13 protein-coding genes, 1 tRNA gene and 2 pseudogenes are annotated in these 19,914 nt (G+C 43.4%); 8 read left to right on the forward strand and 8 right to left on the reverse strand.

The window, feature by feature from the left end:
* Positions 1 to 48 precede the first annotated feature (48 nt).
* The 3 genes and pseudogenes from M2134_RS03775 to M2134_RS03785 all read right to left on the reverse strand — a co-directional run.
* Positions 49 to 546: pseudogene (locus tag M2134_RS03775) on the reverse strand (hypothetical protein); the annotation flags it as partial.
* 541 nt (positions 547 to 1,087) lie between these two features.
* Entirely contained in the window at positions 1,088 to 4,792 is a 3,705-nt protein-coding gene (locus M2134_RS03780; RefSeq protein WP_280750001.1) for a DUF4450 domain-containing protein, read from the reverse strand.
* 171 nt (positions 4,793 to 4,963) lie between these two features.
* Positions 4,964 to 8,665 (reverse strand): two-component regulator propeller domain-containing protein, encoded by a 3,702-nt coding sequence (locus tag M2134_RS03785; RefSeq protein ID WP_280750002.1) that lies wholly within the window; start codon positions 8,663 to 8,665, stop codon positions 4,964 to 4,966.
* Between the two features lie 178 nt (positions 8,666 to 8,843).
* Between M2134_RS03785 and M2134_RS03790 the strand changes: the two genes are divergently transcribed.
* Together M2134_RS03790 and M2134_RS03795 are read left to right on the forward strand one after the other, a co-directional pair.
* The gene (locus M2134_RS03790; RefSeq protein ID WP_280750003.1) at positions 8,844 to 9,080 is read left to right on the forward strand and encodes a hypothetical protein; all 237 of its coding nucleotides are present in this window, start codon (positions 8,844 to 8,846) and stop codon (positions 9,078 to 9,080) included.
* A 203-nt stretch (positions 9,081 to 9,283) separates the two neighbouring features.
* Positions 9,284 to 9,823: pseudogene (locus M2134_RS03795) on the forward strand (DUF4982 domain-containing protein); the annotation flags it as partial.
* Between the two features lie 248 nt (positions 9,824 to 10,071).
* Here M2134_RS03795 and M2134_RS03800 read toward each other — a convergent pair.
* Together M2134_RS03800 and M2134_RS03805 are read right to left on the reverse strand one after the other, a co-directional pair.
* Positions 10,072 to 10,890 carry a carboxypeptidase-like regulatory domain-containing protein gene (locus M2134_RS03800; RefSeq protein ID WP_280750004.1) on the reverse strand — a complete coding sequence of 273 codons (819 nt, stop codon included), beginning with the start codon at positions 10,888 to 10,890 and terminating at the stop codon, positions 10,072 to 10,074.
* 127 nt (positions 10,891 to 11,017) lie between these two features.
* A tRNA-Asp gene (locus M2134_RS03805) sits at positions 11,018 to 11,091 on the reverse strand.
* Between the two features lie 137 nt (positions 11,092 to 11,228).
* On the opposite strand from M2134_RS03805, the gene M2134_RS03810 reads away from it, so the two are divergent.
* Both M2134_RS03810 and M2134_RS03815 read left to right on the forward strand, forming a co-directional pair.
* Positions 11,229 to 12,542, forward strand: a complete 1,314-nt coding sequence (locus tag M2134_RS03810; RefSeq protein WP_280750005.1) for a pyridoxal phosphate-dependent aminotransferase — start codon at positions 11,229 to 11,231, stop codon at positions 12,540 to 12,542.
* Between the two features lie 145 nt (positions 12,543 to 12,687).
* Complete coding sequence (locus M2134_RS03815; protein ID WP_280750006.1) at positions 12,688 to 13,284, forward strand: YqgE/AlgH family protein; 597 nt, start codon at positions 12,688 to 12,690, stop codon at positions 13,282 to 13,284.
* Here M2134_RS03815 and M2134_RS03820 read toward each other — a convergent pair.
* Genes M2134_RS03820 through recR form a run of 3 tightly spaced genes read right to left on the reverse strand, consistent with a single transcriptional unit; the run spans position 13,281 to position 15,623 of the window.
* The gene (locus M2134_RS03820; RefSeq protein WP_280750007.1) at positions 13,281 to 13,808 is read right to left on the reverse strand and encodes a GNAT family N-acetyltransferase; all 528 of its coding nucleotides are present in this window, start codon (positions 13,806 to 13,808) and stop codon (positions 13,281 to 13,283) included. The two genes, M2134_RS03815 and M2134_RS03820, sit on opposite strands and share 4 nt — an antisense overlap.
* A 4-nt stretch (positions 13,809 to 13,812) precedes the next feature.
* The gene (locus tag M2134_RS03825; RefSeq protein WP_280750008.1) at positions 13,813 to 14,994 is read right to left on the reverse strand and encodes a glycosyltransferase family 2 protein; all 1,182 of its coding nucleotides are present in this window, start codon (positions 14,992 to 14,994) and stop codon (positions 13,813 to 13,815) included.
* A 5-nt stretch (positions 14,995 to 14,999) separates the two neighbouring features.
* Entirely contained in the window at positions 15,000 to 15,623 is a 624-nt protein-coding gene (gene recR, locus M2134_RS03830) for a recombination mediator RecR (protein ID WP_280750009.1), read from the reverse strand.
* A gap of 211 nt (positions 15,624 to 15,834) precedes the next feature.
* On the opposite strand from recR, the gene M2134_RS03835 reads away from it, so the two are divergent.
* The 4 genes from M2134_RS03835 (at position 15,835) to M2134_RS03850 (ending at position 19,880) form a co-directional block, all read left to right on the forward strand.
* Positions 15,835 to 16,038 (forward strand): hypothetical protein, encoded by a 204-nt coding sequence (locus M2134_RS03835; protein WP_280750010.1) that lies wholly within the window; start codon positions 15,835 to 15,837, stop codon positions 16,036 to 16,038.
* Between the two features lie 516 nt (positions 16,039 to 16,554).
* Positions 16,555 to 17,826 (forward strand): replication-associated recombination protein A, encoded by a 1,272-nt coding sequence (locus M2134_RS03840; RefSeq protein ID WP_280750011.1) that lies wholly within the window; start codon positions 16,555 to 16,557, stop codon positions 17,824 to 17,826.
* A gap of 52 nt (positions 17,827 to 17,878) precedes the next feature.
* Positions 17,879 to 18,949 carry a 3-phosphoserine/phosphohydroxythreonine transaminase gene (gene serC, locus M2134_RS03845; protein ID WP_280750012.1) on the forward strand — a complete coding sequence of 357 codons (1,071 nt, stop codon included), beginning with the start codon at positions 17,879 to 17,881 and terminating at the stop codon, positions 18,947 to 18,949.
* 13 nt (positions 18,950 to 18,962) lie between these two features.
* Positions 18,963 to 19,880 (forward strand): NAD(P)-dependent oxidoreductase, encoded by a 918-nt coding sequence (locus M2134_RS03850; protein WP_280750013.1) that lies wholly within the window; start codon positions 18,963 to 18,965, stop codon positions 19,878 to 19,880.
* Positions 19,881 to 19,914: the final 34 nt, after the last annotated feature.

Raw genomic sequence — 19,914 nt, forward strand, 5'->3', positions numbered from 1 at the left:
TGATCCGTCCAGGGAAAGAAAAAAATCAAATGTTTCTATTGCCCTCTTACCCCCACCCTGCATAGAGCTGTATAAACCGCATTTGTTACCTTTGGGGATATATATTTCAGAGAGGTTAAAATCTGATTTATAGAGATCACGGATATCTATTGTAGCTATATAGGTAAGCAGATTGGCACCACAACATGAATTAATCAACTCCTCATAAAATTGCTGGTAACAGACTTGTTCTTTTCCGTTTCTTGATTTTTTATCAGGAAAACGTCCGATTGCTTTTTCTCCATATTGGAGTAGTATTTCCTTCACTTGGGATGGATTCAGATTTAGGGCATCTACCATGTCACCGAAATAACTTTCTTCATAGGAATAACCTCTGGAAGACTCCAACCAGTGCGAATTGATGCAATCATAATTAGAGAGTAACTCAATCCGAACAGGAATTTTACTTGAATTACGGATAATATCTTTTAGCGGATCGGAGTCATCTCTATCATAAATAGTATCCTTAATCTCATCTTCATTTTCTTCGAAGAACTTTTCTGCCTCCCATTTCTTATACCCCATATGGGTCAATTCTTTTTTTAGGTTTTCCATAATAGCCAATAGATTGGAAAAAAGAAGATTGGGGTAATGAAATATCAGGTTATTCGCATCATACTTTATATGATTTTCAAAGTATTCTCCCCGGTATATTTGTTTATGGAGACGGAGAGGCTAAATTTAGTCATTTTACGTTTGAAATAATCGAATAAAAAAGATTAATTATTATAGAATATACTCTTTAAAAGAGATTCATTTGGTGATTATTTTTTCATCTGGAATAGCCGGACTAGATATCTGTAGGACACTCCATCTACTTTTATATTTGCACCGGTAATCAGAGTTTCTAAATAATTGACAACTATGCTGCTAATTGTTTTCTCATGAATGAATAGTGATGAAGTTGTTATTAAGAACAATCCGAAGAATATCTCCTTTAGGAAAACTGTCCTCTTTTTTATATATAAATTGAAAATTGGTAAATAAAAAAATGGGGCAGACTTTCAGCTATTGAGATAGCTTTAGAGTCTGCCCCAGTTTTAAGTTCTTATTTCATAAGTGTAATACCCATCAAGCCAATAACAACTTCGTTGGCAACAGTTTCCAGAGAGAGCGATTCCAGTTCTTTCTCGCAATCGAGCGGAAGATCGAGCAGGGTAACCATACCTCCCTCTATATAAATAGGACTGTTTGACATGCGTTTACCAAGTTCACCGGCATGATATTTGCTCACACTTCCATCCTGTAACCTGATTCTCCATGGGCGAGGTTGACCGGAGCGATAAGCCCATCCGTCAATGAAGATATCCTGATCGAGAGGTAACAGATTGTCGGGTAATACGAGTTCAAGTTTATCTTTTGAACCGTCTTTGTAGGTAATCGTGATTTCTCCGTTAAGCACATGGGCTTGCATGTGGTAAGTAGATCCGGCCACAAACAGATAGGCTTTTGATGCATTTCCGGTTATGGGAACAGTCACAGAAGAGGGGTAATTATCCCACAATGTCGTAAAGATGATATTCTTTTCTCCTTTCTCTCCCGGTGTCAGAAAAGGAACGCCTTGTGGCATATTGATTACACCATCATTCTGTGCCGAAAGTGCCCTTAAACCTGCATCGTCAATAACAGAAAGATCGGTTGGATGACACCATTGTCCCATACCTTGGGTAGGTACCTGGAGAGTAGTATATGGCCATCTGGGAGCCAGATATTTACCATATTCAAAGATATCACTTACCTTATCGTTGAATGCCTGCGAAACAGATACGGTTCTGTATTGTGTTTGAGCAGAATTGTCAATATTCCAATTGATTGTTTCCAAGGTATATGAGCCTGTTGTACCTTTAACCAGTATCTTATTGGTTCCCATTGTAGCCAACTGATTGTCAAAACTAAAATTAGTATGACCGCCGGGTGAAAGATTGATGTCTTTTCGGGTATCTACACCGTTCAGGTAAAGGCGTCCTTGCAGGGTTTGATTCATATTGTTTATCAAGGCAAACTCCAACTGTCCGGATTCCGGGTTAGATTTGATTTCAACCGGCTGCTTAATATGAACATCCACCGGTTGCCAGAAGGTAAAATCACCTTGCTCCACCTGAATAAATACTGTTCGGTGTCCTTCTATACCAATTACACGTCCTTTTACTCCTGTTGCCGTCAATGAGGGCTGACTGAAAACATCCTGAGGGTCATTCAAGGCTAACGGAGTATTCTTCAATGGAACAGTAATTTCATCACCTTGCGCCACAGCTACGGATATCATTTCCTTATGAAGGGGTTGTCCTTTCCACTCTACGGTGATTTCATATTTCTCCGATATTCCGGCAGAGATTCTGATGGCAGATTGCCCGATTGTATTGTCTATACGTTCGCAATATACTTTTTTACCGTTTACCTTTACGATTGGAAGCTGGTCGAAACGGGCATTCAGTTCAACGGTAAGTTCAATACCGGATGTCTTGAATAACGGTTTAACGATGTAACGGTCGGTATTTCCTTTCCGGTTGTAGCTGAAGTTCATATTCTGCGTTTCCAGTTCCGCGTAATTCCAATCGGCAGGGAAGCCCGGACGGATGGTTAACTTGTTATCGGTCAGGTCGGGGATGATGCCGAACATACCTTGCACCATAGCCCTAACGCCCATAGATACGGGATCGGCAAAGTCGCGGTAGGTTTCTCCGCGGGCAGCATCATAGTAAGAAACCTGTGTAATGTTGCCAGGGCCGGAACCGAAGTACATGGCATCTAAAATGGCACCTTTGTACATGCGGTTGGCTTCTTCATACCGTCCGGATTGCCAGTAGGCCAAAGCCGTATGGACAATTTCCGCAAAAGCAACGTTATTGATCGACCACATATAGGGCTGCCAGTTGGTTGTACCTACTACATAGTTGGTGGTATCCGCATAGTTTTTGGCTACAACGGGGATATTGATGAGCCGGGTATCTACATAGCGGGATGCCTGATAGGCTTGGAAAGGGTCGTGTATGTCTGAGTCAATGGCATGGTAGAATGTCCATAATGCCGGTTCTTCATGACGCATTTGATGTCCCATATTATCTTTGAATTCTGCCCACCAGCCTTTTTCTTTTATCCATAATTTCCGGTTAAGTGCCGAAAGTATCCGGCCGGCTTCTTTTTCGTAAGGAGCCGGGTCTTCACCTATTTTCCGGGCAAGGTCGGCCATTAACTTATTGGCACGGTAACTATAGGCGGTTGAGTGGGTCACTTCGCCTCCATTGTATTGCAAGGCATCGGATGCCCAGATACAACAATATGCATCATAAAGTCCGTCGTTATTAGGGTCGTATGTATTCTTTTCCCACGCCAAATGAAGCTTCAGGGCCGGGAATACTTGTTTGACATAGTCCATATCACCTGTCCAATTGAGATGCCACAACAGTTCGTCGATAAAAACAACATTCATATCATAGTGGTGCAACACGTCTGTTTTGTTCGGAGAACGACAGATGTATCCGTTACTGTACATCGGGGTACCCCATACTTTGGCCGAACGAGCTAAGTATAACGCAGAGTCCTGTAAATGAGGCAAGGTGATAGGTACATTGGTTAATTGTGAATTGAGATAACCATTGAAATGTGTTCTGGCTCTGTCTGTCAGCCCCATAAGGTCGGCAAGGTAGGCAGCACGCCAACCGGTTAATGGTACACGCCAGCCAATGGCTCCATGCAAATATCCCGGGTCTTCCCAGATGGCATCTTCTGCTCCCGAGAAAACGCCGCCCAATGTATTTAGGTAAGGGTCGGGTGTATTGACTTTCATGGTAGACGCAATCTTTGTTCTAAACTCTACACCTTTGTCAAATGCTTTACCCAACTGGTTATAAGCAAAACCGGCATGACTTTTTGGGTTGTGCATCTCAAAATAGAAAGGTACACTGCTTATTGCATATTCAGCAATAATAACCGGAGTTTTGGTTCTTTCCGATTTCACCAGTTTATCCAATTGGTCAATCAGGTTACCGTCGGCTTCACGAATAGTAGCTCCTTTAGGGAATGTTCCGGTAATACTCAGTGTATTGGCAGGAAGGGTTTCGGATATTATTTTCGATTTATCTATCGTTTTAGGATTTTCGTAAGCCTCATCTAAGGATAACGGACGTGTATTCATGCCATAGAACAAGGTAAATGTATTCTTATCTATATCATATACATTATCTTTACAGTTCGTAGCCTTGATATAAAAGCTGTTGGCCGGATCGGCTCCAATATCTCCTTCACGCGAGAAACGTTCGTTGCTGGCACCTCCATAAATCCATAGTATTTTTGTACCCGCAGGAATGTTTTTGGTTTGGTATTTTACAACCAGACCGTCACCATCGGATAGGGCTACGGCGTCAATCGTCAGCACACCACTTCCTAAATACTTCTTATCTTTTATTATATAAGTACGTTGACCCGATTTGAAACGAGACTCGATAGACTCCATATCTTTTATCCATGTGGTAGCGGTGGGAGTAGCAATAGCCATGTAAACGCTTCCTCCCAGATTAGGCATATAAAGCCCGAACTCCGGGAAATCGCTTGTTTCAAAGCGAAATCCGGTATTGGTACCGTATATGGCGCGGGTAAATCTTTTATCGCCATTGGTAATTACAAACTCTTCACCGTCGGGTGTATACCGCAAGGTTCTTTCTTTTCCCTGCCAGTAAAGTGCAGGATTAATGTCTTGTGCTTTTGCTGCTGTCACTAATAAGGTGAACAACAGGAATAGAACTTTCATCTTCATGATTCTCATAATACTTTTTTAAAATATAAATAATAAAGCAAAAGTATGAGACATTGCTGTATGGGGGTTATCACAGCGTATTATTGATTTATCACAGCGTATCAAACATTATAAGGAACAATGCTTCAAGCATCCTAAGATAATGCCGAATGAATGAAACATGGACGGGCTCTAGCTATTATCTTTCATATAAGCCGAAGGAGTTTTTTTGAACTTCTTAGTGAAACTGCGGGTAAAGTTAGATGCTTCCGAGAATCCGGTCATTACAGCGACTTCACCAATAGTATGAGTCGTTGTCAGTAACAGTTCGCTTGCCTCATTCAGTCTGATCGTAACTATAAACTCCTGAACGGTCTGATTGGTCATGGCTTTGATTTTACGAAAAAGTTGGGCGCGGCTTACTGCCATTTCGCTTGCAAACAAATCGGGAGTAAAATTAAGGTCGGCAAGATGCGAGCGAACGACTTCAACGGCATGATTGATAAACTTCTCATCGGCGGCGTTCACGGATATTTTCTTCAATTCCATTTTTGTTGCGTTCCCGAATAATGACCTTAACTTTTCACGGGATTCAATGAGGTTCTGAATACGAATTCGAAGTAATTGGGTATTGAAGGGTTTGCTGATATAATCGTCTGCTCCGGTTTCATATCCTTCCATACGGGCTTCATCGGACTGGTGGGCCGTAAGCAGGACTACAGGTATATGACTGGTACGCTCATCTTTCTTTAATTTTCCGCAAAGTTCGAAGCCCGACATTTCGGGCATCATTACGTCAGATACAATAAGGGTCGGGATGGTTTCAAGAGCCCTCTCCCAGCCCAGTTTTCCATTTATGGCAGTTATTACCCTGTAATTATCCGACAGGGATTCTTTTATATAATTCCGAATATCGTCGTTATCTTCGACTACCAATATCAAAGATTTATCGGATGTGTAGTTTTCCTCTTCTATGGATTCGTTTTCTTCGATGTTTTCTGTTTCCATAAGAAGTATCCGGGCATCTTTTTCAGAGATTTGGTTGTTATCGGAGATTTTGATTTCTGCTTTTAATGCATTAGGAAGAAGTACTGTAAAGGTAGAACCTACTCCAGGTTCGCTATCAACAGTGATGTTTCCTTTGTGGAGATAGATGAGTTCACGGGTCAATGCCAACCCAATACCCGATCCGATGTTTTTGTTCTTCCCGTTGTCTTCTACACGGAAGAAAAGGTCGAATATCTTTTCTTTCATTTCAGACGAAATGCCTATACCCTGATCTATGACTTGTATGGTGAACAATGAATCGCTAACCGATAATTTCACCGCAACCATTGTATCTTCCGGTGAGTATTTGATAGCATTGGATAAGAGATTAACCAATACCTTATCCAGTATACCTGCATCAAAAACAAGTATGTGGCTTTTCATGGATGTTTCGAGCTGCAATGTGATGTTCTTCTTTTGAGCAGCTAATTCAAACATTCCCAGCACATTCTTTACGAACACAATGATATCGCTTTCGTGAAGATGCAATTCCTGCTTTGAGGATTCGAGTTTTCGAAAATCCAGAAGTTGGTTAATTAAGGTTAGTAAGCGTTGTGCATTACGGTACATCAGTTGATATGTTTTCTGTACTTCCCTGGGGGCGTCTTGCGTTTCGACCAATTTTCGCAAAGGATCGATGATTAGGGTTACCGGACTTCTAAGTTCATGCGAAATACCTGTGAAAAAAGTAGAGCGTAGTTGGGATACTTCTTCTGCTTTCTCAGCTTTCACTTTTTCCAACTGCATGCGGTATTTCAGGTTTCTACGTGCATTAATATTCCTTATTATGACAATGCAAATAAGCAGGAACAGTAAGATGTATATGCCATAGGCTAACCCGGATGCCCACCAGGGAGGTAATATCGTGATTCGCATTTCAATGGGTTCTTCGTTCCATATCCCATCACAGTTGGCACCTTTTACTTTCAGGGTGTATTTACCTACCGGCAGACCGGAATAAATTACACTGCGTCGGGTGGCATTGGTGTATATCCATTGGTTATCAAAGCCTTCGAGTTTATAGGCATATCGGTTTTGAGTAGGATTGGAATAATGTAGCGCCGCAAATTCCAATTCAAACTCCTTATTTGTATGATTGAATATGAGATGATTGGTTTTAAATACGGGATTTTCCAGTATCACCTTTCCGTTTACTTCCTGATGGACTTCCACGGATTTATTGTGTATCTTCAAACCTGTGAAAACTATCTTTGGAGGATAAGGATTATCTTTGATTTGATTAGGAAAGAAAGCATTCAGGCCATTATTTCCACCAAAAAACAATTCTCCCGTACGTGTATTCTTACCGTAGGCGTCCTCAGAGAACTCATTATCCTGCAATCCATCCGACTTATCGTAATGACGATAAGTTACGTCTTTTCTATTTAAACGGGTAAGTCCATGACGGTGACTGACCCACACTTCATCATTAATACAAACAATTCCCCTTATCAATGCATTCGACAGGTATTCAATATCTTCAAAATGTATAAATTGTCTCCGGTTGACATCGTACATATTCAATCCTCTTGCTGTCCCAATCCATATATTGCCATCGTCATCAACATCCAGAGCATAGAGATAATCATTATTTAGGGAATGCAGATCGCCTTCCTGATGTTGATAGTAGGTCGCCTTTATGTTGACCGCAGTCTGCCCACTGATTTCATAGTCCATGAAAGTTAATCCATTCTCTGTAGCAATCCACAGTCCGCCGTCTTTTCCGGGAGCGATGCTGCGGACAGAATTATAAACTAAGGTTTCATCAGGGTTATAGGATACGAAGTCTTCTGTTTCGCTGTTGTAACTCAACATACCTTTCCATGTACCTATCCAAAGTATACCATGACTGTCTTCCTGAATAGCATATACAAAGTTATCATCTATGGCGGTAGCGGTTTTATCTACGAAATGTTTTATATCACCAGTCAGGCAGTTATACCTGTACACACCATATTGTGTTCCTACCCAGATGACACCCTTGCTATCCTGATATATTTTCCGAATACGTTTTTCCTGTAATGTGGTTTTTTTAGATGGTGAGTAATTGAAATAAATATATTGAGAACGGTCGGGTGACATTCGTATCAACCCATTATTACGTGTGCCAACCCACAAAAAGTTTTCGTTATCTTCGCATATCACTCTGATGGCATTGTCGGATAAGTAATCTGAATGGGCGAACTCAAAAGTATAATGATTGAACTTTTTACGGTTTACATCTGTATAATGAAAACCCCCGTTTTCGGTTCCAACCCACAGAATATCATTGTCATCAAGGTATATGGACAAAACATAGGAATCAAACAGGCTGCCTTCTTCGGATGCTTTCCCTTTATAGACGTAACGCTCTCCGGTTTGGTTGTTCAGTTGAACCAACTGATGGTTAACCACTTCCCAAGTGTGTTTCCCATCTGTCACAGGATCGGGGACTATTTTGCTTATTGTAGACCTTAGGTGTTTTTGTAACTCAGAACTGAGTTCATCAAGCTGAAAACGGGTAAAATCGTCTTTATCGTCATTGTATTTACATACTTCGGTTGTAGTGAAAAAAGAGATCCATACATCGCCATTATCATCCCGAAACAGATTAGCTGGACGGTTGTTGACGGGGGTATTGGGAGATTTACCGGAATGGTAGATTTTAATTCTATAACCATCAAAACGACACAAACCTTCTGCAGAAGCAATCCACATAAATCCATTCTTGTCTTGAGCAAAAGCGTTGACAGTGTTATGAGGCACCCCATCATCTACTGTGAGGCGATGAAAATAGAGTTGTTGCCCATGGAGGCAAAGGGAAATGGGGATAAGAATGAATAGGATGATTATGACTCTGATGTTCATTAGTTCTGTAGCTTTATATATTCTTCAAAAATAGAACTTTTTATGGTTTTTCTGGAGATTTCTCAAAATAGAAATTTCAATGGCTAAAATTTGATTAAAGGCTTTTATTGTATATCAGGGAAATGAAAGTAGTTATGAACTGGGGCGTTCAACCGCAGAAGAAACTAAAAATTTTATAGTGGAACTGTTGGATGACGCCGCAAAAGTCCTTCCCTGGGCCTATGAAACGTCCAATCCGGGCGACTACGACAATGCCGAAAATGATATGGGTCGATGGACACGTGCCGGTGCGATGGCCTTGAAATGTAAGGTATTGCTTTTTGCCGCTTCGCCGCTTTTTAATAGTGCTGAACCTTTTTATGGGGGGGGCTTCGGAAGCCGAAGAGCAAAGACTTGTATGGTACGGTGGTTATAAGCCGGAATTGTGGGCCGACTGCCTGAAAGCTTGCGATGAATTCTTTACTGAACTGGAACAAAAAGGTTATTATAAGCTTGAAACGGCTGTAACTGGCAATCCCACTCCCGGAGAGTTCAGGGTAGCTTAAAGATGGAGACGGTCCTGAAATGTATAAATCGACTGTAACCAACACTATAAACAAAAAAACTAATGCTCGTGCCTATAATAGAAATCAGGATTCATTTACAGTTGAATTGGTGCGTCGTTGGTATGATTACTGGCGTGAAAGACCTGGCACTGGGAAACGAGTTAGTTCAGGAGGGGTAAAAATTATTTTCTCAGATAGCAATACACATTTCCGCGGGGCAGAGAACTATCGTAGAAGTGGTGTCGTAGATCCAATGCGTATTGAAAAAGATGCTTTTTTTGCTCATCAAGTAATGTGGAACGGTTGGGTAGACACAGATAAGTATCAAACCTATATTGTGGGACATTGGAATTATCCGGAAAACACAATAAAGCCTGTTTATGTAGTATCTAATGGTGAAGAAGCAGAGCTATTCCTAAATGGTAAATCATTAGGAAAGGGGAAGCGTGGCTATAACTTTCTTTTTACTTTCGAAGACATATCTTATGCATCGGGAAAGCTGGAGGCAGTAAGTTATGACGGATCAGGAAAAGAAGTTAGCCGATATGCATTATCATCGGTTGGTGAGCCTGCAAAACTCAAACTGACTGTCATGCAAAATCCGGAGGGATTTAAATAGTCGTTCATACAAATATTACTGAATACAGGTAGAACAACACCATTAATGACACAATGAGGATGACCTTTGTATTTCTCTATAAGTTTAATTGCAGGAGGGAGTAAGGGGATATTGCACATAACTTCCGTATCAGTTCTGTTATACCCAAAGCGCACTCTGCAACCCGTTCGTAATTGACAACACTCAAATTATCTTTGGGTGTAATATTAGGAATTGAATCAATATAGTCAATACAACTCTTATTATCTTTCAACATTTGCTCTAACACTCAGACTAAATCCAATTGGTGCCGTTTCCCATTTCCCTTGACTCGTTTTCCTGTGATAAGTTTTTTGTTTCAGACTCATCGGGAACCAAAGGCCTCCATTTCCTAAGTCCCTGATGTGTTCTAATGTTACCAGGAAATTTCCGTTAACAACAACATTATACCCCGTTAAATCAATCTTTAAACTGCCGTTGAGAATATCTTCTTTCGAAGCAATTACATATATTGGCTCTACTAAAATGTTCTCAAAGTTGTTTTTCTCTTTCACTTCATAAATATTCAAACGATAGAAAATGGTATCGTATGCACACGAGGAGATATTGACATTTACACTTCTGAGTTCTGCTCTTTTTTTGTTCTTCATCAACAGGCCACATTCGTATCCAAGATTATTATTTTCAAATCCTGTAACGCCAATTCCCTTTTTCGCGGTTATCCCAAACACTTTTTCTTTAAATTTCCGAGGTGTAACAACCACTTCGTTGAGCAAAAATGGTTTTTCTTTTAAGTGTATTGTATCGTTTTCTTTCATGTGTGATATTCTCATAGAATAAGATTCATAACCAACGCATGAAAACAACAAAGAATCGTTTAAGTATTGAGTTTCTACCGAAAAGTCAAATTGTCCATTCATATCAGAAACAGTCCCTATGTTTTTCCCAACAATCCCAATATTAGCATATTCTATTGGCAAGTTATTCTCCGCATTCAAGATGCTTCCTGTAATTCTATTCTGCCCGTAAAGTGTGCTGAATATCAAAATAAAAACGAGTACTAAGGTTGTTCTCTTTTTCATAACACATCTTTTATTTACTTTTTACCACCTTGTGTTAGTGTGTCCTAAAGGGATAAAAAGAAAGCCTGTAAAATGCTATTTTACAGGCTTTTTGTCTTCGTAATCGACCGATTGTTAGTTTTTTAAGCGGTATGGACGGGACTCGAACCCGCGACCCCCTGCGTGACAGGCAGGTATTCTAACCAACTGAACTACCACACCAAATTTGTTTGAGAGGCTATTCCTTTGAATAGCGATGCAAAGATAGGGGGTTTATTTGATTTTGCAATAGATTTGGGTGAAAAAATGAGAGTGAGCGATAAATTTCCTATTTTTGCGTAGACATAAAAACAACGAAGATGAAAAGAGAAACACCGGTAGATTTCCAGACCGCAAAGCGCGTTATCGAAGGGTATGGATTGCCTGATTTCGGAAAAGCAACCATACGTGAAGTAGTGGCTATATCCACACAGTTAGAAGAAGAAACGGGTGTGGAGTTTATCCACATGGAGATGGGGGTGCCCGGCCTCCCCGCAGCACAAGTAGGCCTCGATGCCGAGATAGGCGCACTGCAACGTGGTGTGGCCTCTATCTATCCTAATATTAATGGTATTCCGGAGGTGAAACAGGAGGCGTCCCGTTTTATCAAGGCATTTATCAACGTCGATATCTCCCCGGAGGGGTGTGTGCCGGTGACCGGATCTATGCAGGGTACTTACGCCTCTTTCCTGACGGCCACGCAATGTACTCCCGGCAAAGATACGGTTCTCTTTATTGATCCCGGTTTCCCGGTACAGAAACAACAAATCGCCGTGATCGGTTGCCATTATGTTTCTTTCGATGTGTATGAATATCGGGGTGAGAAACTTCGTGAGAAGCTGGAGTCGTATCTCTCTTCCGGTCGCATTGCTGCATTGATCTATTCTAATCCCAACAACCCGGCCTGGTTTTGTTTGACCGAGGAGGAGTTGAAGGTGATTGGCGAATTGGCTAACAAATACGATGTGATAGTCATTGAAGACCTGGCCTATTTTGCGATGGATTTCCGGAAAGAGTTGGGTACGCCATTCCAAGCGCCTTATCAGGCTACGGTAGCCCCTTATGCCGATCATTATATTTTGCAGATATCGGGCTCTAAAGCCTTTAGCTATGCCGGTCAGCGCATAGGGGTGACGGCTATTTCCGATAAGCTCTATCGTCGTGCCTATGAGGGATTGACTCAGCGTTATGGCGGCGGCACTTTCGGTACGGTTTATAGTCATCGCATTCTTTACGCTCTCTCGTCGGGCACCAGCCATTCGGCGCAATATGCCTTGGCGGCTATGTTTAAGGCAGCCTCCGATGGGTCGTTTGATTTTATCTCGGATGTGAAAGAGTATGGACGTCGTGCCGCTCGTTTGAAAAATATATTCACAAATTATGGTTTTGAGATTGTGTACGATCATGACCTGGAAGAGCCAATTGCCGACGGTTTCTATTTCACCATCGCCTATCCCGGCATGACGGGCGGCGAGCTGATGGAAGAGCTGATCTATTATGGTGTAAGCGCTATCTCCCTGAGTACGACGGGAAGCGACCAGCAAGGATTGCGTGCCTGCACCTCCTTCATCAAGGAGCATCAATATGAATTATTAGAAAAACGTTTACAACAATTTAAGGAAAATCATTCCTGATAACAGGGGTTGAAATAGATGGAAAAGGAGGCATTTGTCTCCTTTTTCTATATCCGCTAATACACTTTAGCGATCTTTTGTTTTGTTTATTCATTAGAAATGTTATATATTGTCATGGTTTTGCAAACATCCAAAGCTAAGGACAATGCCTACTAATAAGAACATATTCAAAATAACGCATAATAATCTCTATCCCAATCAGGGCAGTATACTCATCTCTGATCCGTCGTTGCAAGATCTTTATTTTCAGCGATCGGTTGTTCTATTGGTGGAGCACAACCGAAAAGGTTCTATGGGTTTTGTCTTGAATAAGAAAACCGAATTGCTCGTTAACAACTTCTTCGATGACTTTGCTAATGAAGCGCCTATCCCTATTTATCTGGGTGGTCCAGTCAGCCCGAACCGTTTGTTTTTCATTCATTCCTTAGGTCCTAAAGTCATACCCGGTGCTCTTTCGATCAATGATTCGCTGTTTTTCGACGGCGACTTCGACGCCTTGAAAGAGTATATCTTAAGCGGTCATCCGGTGGAGGGGAAGATTAAGTTTTTCTTGGGCTATTCGGGCTGGACAGAAGGGCAACTCGGGCAGGAAATAGATAGTGACGCCTGGGTGGTGGCTCGTCCCCAGAATGAAAGCATTATACCAGCTGATGGCGATTCCTACTGGAAACGATCGCTGGAAGTGTTGGGGCAACGCTATCGCGCCTGGATCAATTACCCCAAAGATCCGCAATTGAATTAAGCGGGATGCTGTAATTGCATGATAATGACATCCTCATATCCCTCTTCCGCTGTTATCCAATCGGTTAAACATCCTGTTTCTTTGAACCCGCAACGGAGGAAAAGCGATCGGCTGCGTTCGTTTGTTGCGGGGATATGTGCATAAAGCTGATGCAGTTTCAGGAAAGAGAAGGCATAGCCGATCAGTAGTCGAAGCGCCTCGGTGGCCCAACCTTTTTGTTGACAGGCGGGATCGATCAATATGCCCACTCCGGCCCGGCGGTTGTGCGGATCGAAATCGAACAGGTCGATCATACCGATCGTTTTCTGTTCTGCCGTGATTTCTATCATAAGGCGCAACTGTTTCAAGTCATAAATATCGCGTCGCGACTCGGCAATATATTCCCTGAGTACATATTGGGAATAGGGCGCCAAGGTGCTGCTGACCGACCAAAGCGCGGAGTCATTCTCCCACCGATAGAGCCGATCAAGATCTTCCGGTTCCAAAGCGCGCAGGCGTATTTCATCATTCTGTAACAGGCTCATAGGCTTATTTTGAAGGTGATATCAATTGACCATTTTCTTTGTGATAGATATGGAAAACAGCCTGCTTATTTGGCAGTTTGTCCATAAATAGCAGCATCTGCTCGTAGCGTATATCGGGCGCACAAAAAACATAGTCGGTAAACTCTTTCATCTGGTTGCGCCGGTTGATCGCGTCCATCGCCCGCTCCGTATCTAAATCCCACAGATTGACATGTTCCAGATCCGGCATTTTTTTCACTGCCACATTTTTTATCGCCGGAAAATCATCTTCGTGGCAGAGTATCAACAGGCGACGATGTTTGATAGCTTTCCGTTTCTTAGTCTTATCTTTGGAAGAACCGAAAAGGGAGCCGGCAAACACCATCATGCCAACACCGGCCTTTATTAGTCCGCTCATCAGCCAACCCGAGCGGGGATAATATTTCTTATAAAATATAAGCATCGCCCCATAAAAAGCTTTGATATATTTCATATCACCATGTTTGGTCGACTCTCCTTTATAATGTAGGATACGCTCCGGCAGGTAATAATTCTCATAGCCTGCCAGTTTGATACGGTATGACAGGTCGATGTCTTCTCCATACATAAAGAAAGCCTCGTCGAACAGACCCGATTGCTTCAGTGCCTCCTGACGCGCCAGGATGAAAGCCCCGGCCAATACATCTACTTTATGTTGTTTCTCCGGCGAGAGATAGGGCAGGCTGTAGCGGGCAAAGGTGCGCGACCGGGGGAACAACCGGGCCAATCCGAATAATTTACAGAACGAGACCCATGGGGTAGGGAAGGCCCGTTTGCTTTCGGGCAGGAAAACACCATTTGCGTTCAGCATTTTCACCCCGACAGCGCCGGCTTTAGGATGCTCATCCATGAAATAACAAAGCGTGCGCAAGCTCTCTTCCCCGACAACTGTGTCCGGGTTCAATATCAATATATATTCTCCTTTTGCCTGTCGGATCGCTTGATTATTGGCTTTAGCAAATCCCGGGTTGTCGTCATTGGCAATGAAAATGACATCCGGAAAAAGCGGTCGAAGGTATTCGACGGAGCCGTCCGTAGAATTATTATCGACCACAAAGATCTCCCGATCCATGCCGACGGTAGCCGCCCGAACCGAATACAGGCATTGCTCCAATAGATATTTTACATTGTAATTGACAATGACGACCGATAACTTCTCCGTGTACATACGCTTTACATTTTTATGGAATCGGAATAACAGGTACGGTTCAGGATCGACCGTCCGAGTGTCACCTCGTCGGTATACTCCAGCTCATCACCGATCGATACGCCGCGCGCGATCACCGATATCTGTATATTCAAAGGAGATAATTTGCGGTATATAAAGAAGTTGGTCGTGTCGCCATCCATGGTTGTGCTTAGGGCCAGGATGACCTCTTTGACCCCCTCGCTCTGCACCCGCTCAATAAGGCTGCTGATCTGTAAGTCGCCGGGACCAATGCCTTCGATAGGCGAGATACGCCCGCCGAGCACATGATAGACACCATGATACTGCCCCGTATTTTCAATGGCCATCACCTCTTTGATGCTTTCTACCACGCACACCAGGGAATGATCGCGTTTGTCGCTGGCACAGATCGTACATAAATCATCATCGCAAAGGTTGTGGCACGACTTGCAATACTTCACCTCCTTGCGCAGAGCCAAGAGGGCACCCGCGAATTTTTCCGTATAGGACTCTTCCCTGCGGAGCATGTGAAGCGCAAGGCGAAGGGCCGTTTTCCGACCTATCCCGGGCAATGAGGAAAGTTCGGATACAGCATTTTCTAATAAAAGCGACGGATATCTTTGGCTCATGGCAGTTTTCTTATATAAAACACAAAGATAATACCAACGAAACGATTTCGGGGAATGCGTGCAGGAAATTATTTGGTTTTTCCGCCCAAAATCCCAAAATCGAAGTGTAAGCAAAAATGGGCGATTTTTGGTGGTTTTTCCCTTTTTTGCTTACACTTCGGTTTGTTAAAAAGTGTTACCCGCGGGACTAATTTTAAAAACCCCTACGTTTTTGAAAAAATTCTCGGGCGGTTTTGACAAAATGTCAAAATGGAAGATCTTCGAAAGGGAGAAGATGGGAAGGAGAAGGGAGAAAGGAGAAAGAAGAAAGGGAATAGGAATCGAAGATCGCTTAGCCGAAGGCGCAGAGCAAATAGGAGATGTTGGCACAGGTGGCACCGTTTTTTCAAATAGGAGGAAATGGGAAGGTTTGTAGAAAGCCCGGAAGGGCTTCAATCTGGATAACCCCGTGCAAGCCGCTAGGCGCAGCTCGGGGTAGAAGTAATGTCTATATAATGAGCTCCGTAGGAGGTCAACTGTTAAGCCCCTACGGAGCTCGTTTTTATTATACTTTCGTCCCCCGAGCTGCGCCTAAACGGCTTGCACGGGGTTATCCACATCTAAGTCCTTGCGGACTTTAGAATCAAATCTTACAATATCTGAAGACGCCCCTTTCTCCCTTCTCCTTCAATTTTTCCAAGATCCCCTCCTCCCTTCTCTGTCCAATAACCCTTTACTATATTCGGATAATGAAGAGATTAGGGAGGAAAATGATGCCCAATTTTGTGTGCGAACAATATCATTCTGATAGCGTGAATGGCTGATTGGGTGGGTTGAGGCGGTGTTTTGCTTTCATTTTGATAGTTTTTTCTGCTTTTTAACATCGTTTTTTGCTATTTTTTTTGAGGCAAAATTGTTGATAAAGTAAAGAAAAAACCCGACTTTTGTCCCCATGTTGAGTCAGCCTTTAGCAGAACGCATGCGTCCGAAGAGCTTAGAAGATTATATCGGACAAAAACATTTGGTGGGAGAGGGTGCCGTCCTACGGAGGATGATTGAATCCGGGCGTATTCCTTCTTTTATCTTATGGGGACCTCCGGGGGTTGGTAAAACAACGCTTGCCCAGATCATCTCCAACAAACTGGAAGCGCCTTTTTACACACTGAGCGCGATCAGTTCGGGCGTGAAAGATGTGCGGGAGGTGATTGAGAAAGCAAAGAGTAACCGGTTTTTCAATACGGTTTCCCCTATCCTTTTTATTGATGAAATCCATCGCTTCAGCAAATCGCAACAGGACTCGCTCCTGAATGCGGTAGAACGAGGCATTGTTACACTGATTGGAGCCACAACGGAAAATCCTTCGTTTGAAGTGATCCGTCCTTTGCTGTCGCGCTCCCAAGTGTATGTATTGCAATCGTTAGGCAAAGAGGATCTGTTGGAGCTATTACACAAGGCGGTATCGGAAGATATCCTCCTGAAGGAGAAACATATTAAACTGACAGAGACCGATGCCCTTTTGCGCTATTCCGGCGGGGATGCGCGTAAACTGTTGAATATATTGGAATTGGTTATTGCCGCGGAGGAGACTGACGATATTGAGATCACCGACGATAAGGTGGTTGAGCGTCTGCAGGAGAATCCGGCAGCCTACGACAAAGGCGGGGAAATGCATTACGACATTATCTCGGCCTTTATCAAATCGATCCGGGGCAGCGATCCGGATGCCGCCATCTATTGGCTGGCACGCATGGTGGAAGGCGGGGAAGACCCGGAATTTATCGCGCGGCGCTTGGTGATCTCGGCGTCGGAAGATATCGGACTGGCGAATCCGAATGCCCTATTGTTGGCCAATGCCTGCTTCGATGCCCTGCGCAAAATAGGATGGCCGGAGGGGCGTATCATTCTGGCGGAGACCACCCTGTATCTGGCAACCAGTCCGAAAAGTAATTCGGCTTATATGGCTATCGACGACGCAATCGCTTATGTGCGTGAGAGTGGCAATCTGCCCGTTCCGTTGCATCTGCGAAACGCACCGACCAAATTGATGAAAGAGTTGGATTACGGAAAGGAATATAAATATGCCCACAGCTACGAAGGCAATTTTGTCAAACAGGATTTTCTGCCACCGGAAGCCTTAAAAATGCGTTTCTGGAAAGGACAAGACAATCCGGCGGAGGCACGTTTGACAGAACATATGCGCAAGCTTTGGGGAGAAAGATATTGATAATTGATATTACTAAATAATGGTTTTATACTAACATTTAAAAAACATTCGTATGAAGAAGCACAATTTTAATGCAGGACCTTGCATTTTGCCGCAATCAGCCATTGAGTCAGCTATTGCTGCTATCAAAGATTTTGATGGAACAGGCATTGGTATTCTGGAAATCTCCCACCGTACGCCAGGATGGGAACGGATTATGGCAGAAACAGAACAACTATGGAAAGAATTGCTGAACATACCCGAAGGATACAAAGTGCTTTTCCTGGGTGGTGGCGCAAGCACGCAATTCTGCTACGTACCTTTTAACCTCTTAGGCAAGAAGGCCGCTTACTTACAAACAGGTGTTTGGGCGAAAAAAGCCATTAAGGAAGCGAAACTCTTTGGCGAAGTAGAAGTGGTGGCTTCTTCGGAAGATGCTAACTATACCTATATTCCGAAAGACTATACAATCCCTGCTGACGCGGATTATTTCCATATTACAACTAACAATACGATCTACGGAACAGAGATCCATACCGATATCGATTCGCCGGTGAATCTGATCGCCGATATGTCGTCCGACATCATGAGCCGTCCGGTGGATGTATCTAAATATGCTATGATCTACGGTGGATCACAGAAGAATGTAGGTCCTGCCGGGGTTACTTTCGTGATTATCCGCGAAGATATCTTAGGCAAGCTCGACCGTCAGATCCCGACGATGATCGACTACCGCACACATATCAAAGAAAGCTCTATGTTCAACACACCTCCGGTATTCCCGATCTTCGTGATGCACCAAACCCTGACATGGGTGAAAGAACTGGGTGGCCTGGAAGCGATGTATAAAATCAACAAAGAAAAGGCTGATCTGTTGTATGGCGAAATCGATCGCAACCCGATGTTCGTAGGTACGGCAAAAACAGAAGACCGCTCGTTGATGAATATCTGCTTCGTGATGGCGGAAGGATATAAAGAAAAAGAGGCTGACTTCATGGCATTTGCTAAAGAAAAAGGCATGGTAGGTATCAAGGGACACCGCTCGGTAGGTGGATTCCGCGCCTCAGTTTACAATGCTTGTCCGCTGGAGAGCGTGAAAGCGTTGGTTGCCTGCATGCAGGAATTTGAACAAATGAACAAGTAATCCGGATAATAGAATGAAAGTACTTATAGCAACCGATAAACCATTTGCGAAGGTCGCAGTGGACGGAATACGTAACGTGATCGAGGGGGCCGGTTTTGAATTAGCCCTGTTGGAAAAATATACGGAGAAAGCGCAACTGTTGGATGCCGTAAAAGACGCCAATGCGATCATTATCCGTAGTGATATCATCGACGCGGAGGTATTAGACGCAGCGAAGGAATTGAAGATTGTGGTACGTGCGGGAGCAGGATTCGACAATGTCGATCTGGCAGCTGCTACGGCTCACAATGTCGTGGTGATGAACACACCGGGACAGAACTCCAACGCGGTAGCCGAACTGGTATTGGGTATGCTGGTATATGGTGTACGTAATTTCTATAACGGCACATCCGGCACCGAACTGAAAGGTAAGAAACTGGGTATTCTGGCTTACGGAAATGTGGGTCGTAACGTAGCACGCATCGCCAAAGGCTTTGGTATGGAGATCTATGCCTACGACGCCTATACGCCGCAGTCGGCGATTGAAGCGGATGGTGTGAAAGCTGTAGCCTCAACCGAAGCCCTGTTCAAAGAATGTCAGATTATCTCTTTGCATATCCCGGCCACTGCCGAAACAAAGGGATCGATCAATTTCGACCTGATGAACTCGATGCCGAAGGGAGCGATTGTGGTAAACACAGCCCGTAAAGAGGTCATCGACGAAGCCGGTCTGGAAAAGATGTTCGAAGAGCGTCCTGACTTCAAGTATCTGTCGGATATCAAACCGGCGAACGACGCGCTGTTGAACGAGAAATACCCCGACCGTTACTTTGCCACTCCTAAAAAGATGGGTGCTCAAACGGCAGAGGCTAATATCAATGCCGGCATTGCTGCGGCAGAACAGATTGTTGATTTCATCAAGAATGGCAATCAGAAATACAAAGTTAATTAAATAAAGATTTTCCTATAAAGTCCTTGAGGTCTTT

Origin of the sequence: Parabacteroides sp. PM6-13 (assembly GCF_029892605.1) — a bacterium.
GTDB lineage: Bacteria > Bacteroidota > Bacteroidia > Bacteroidales > Tannerellaceae > QVMG01.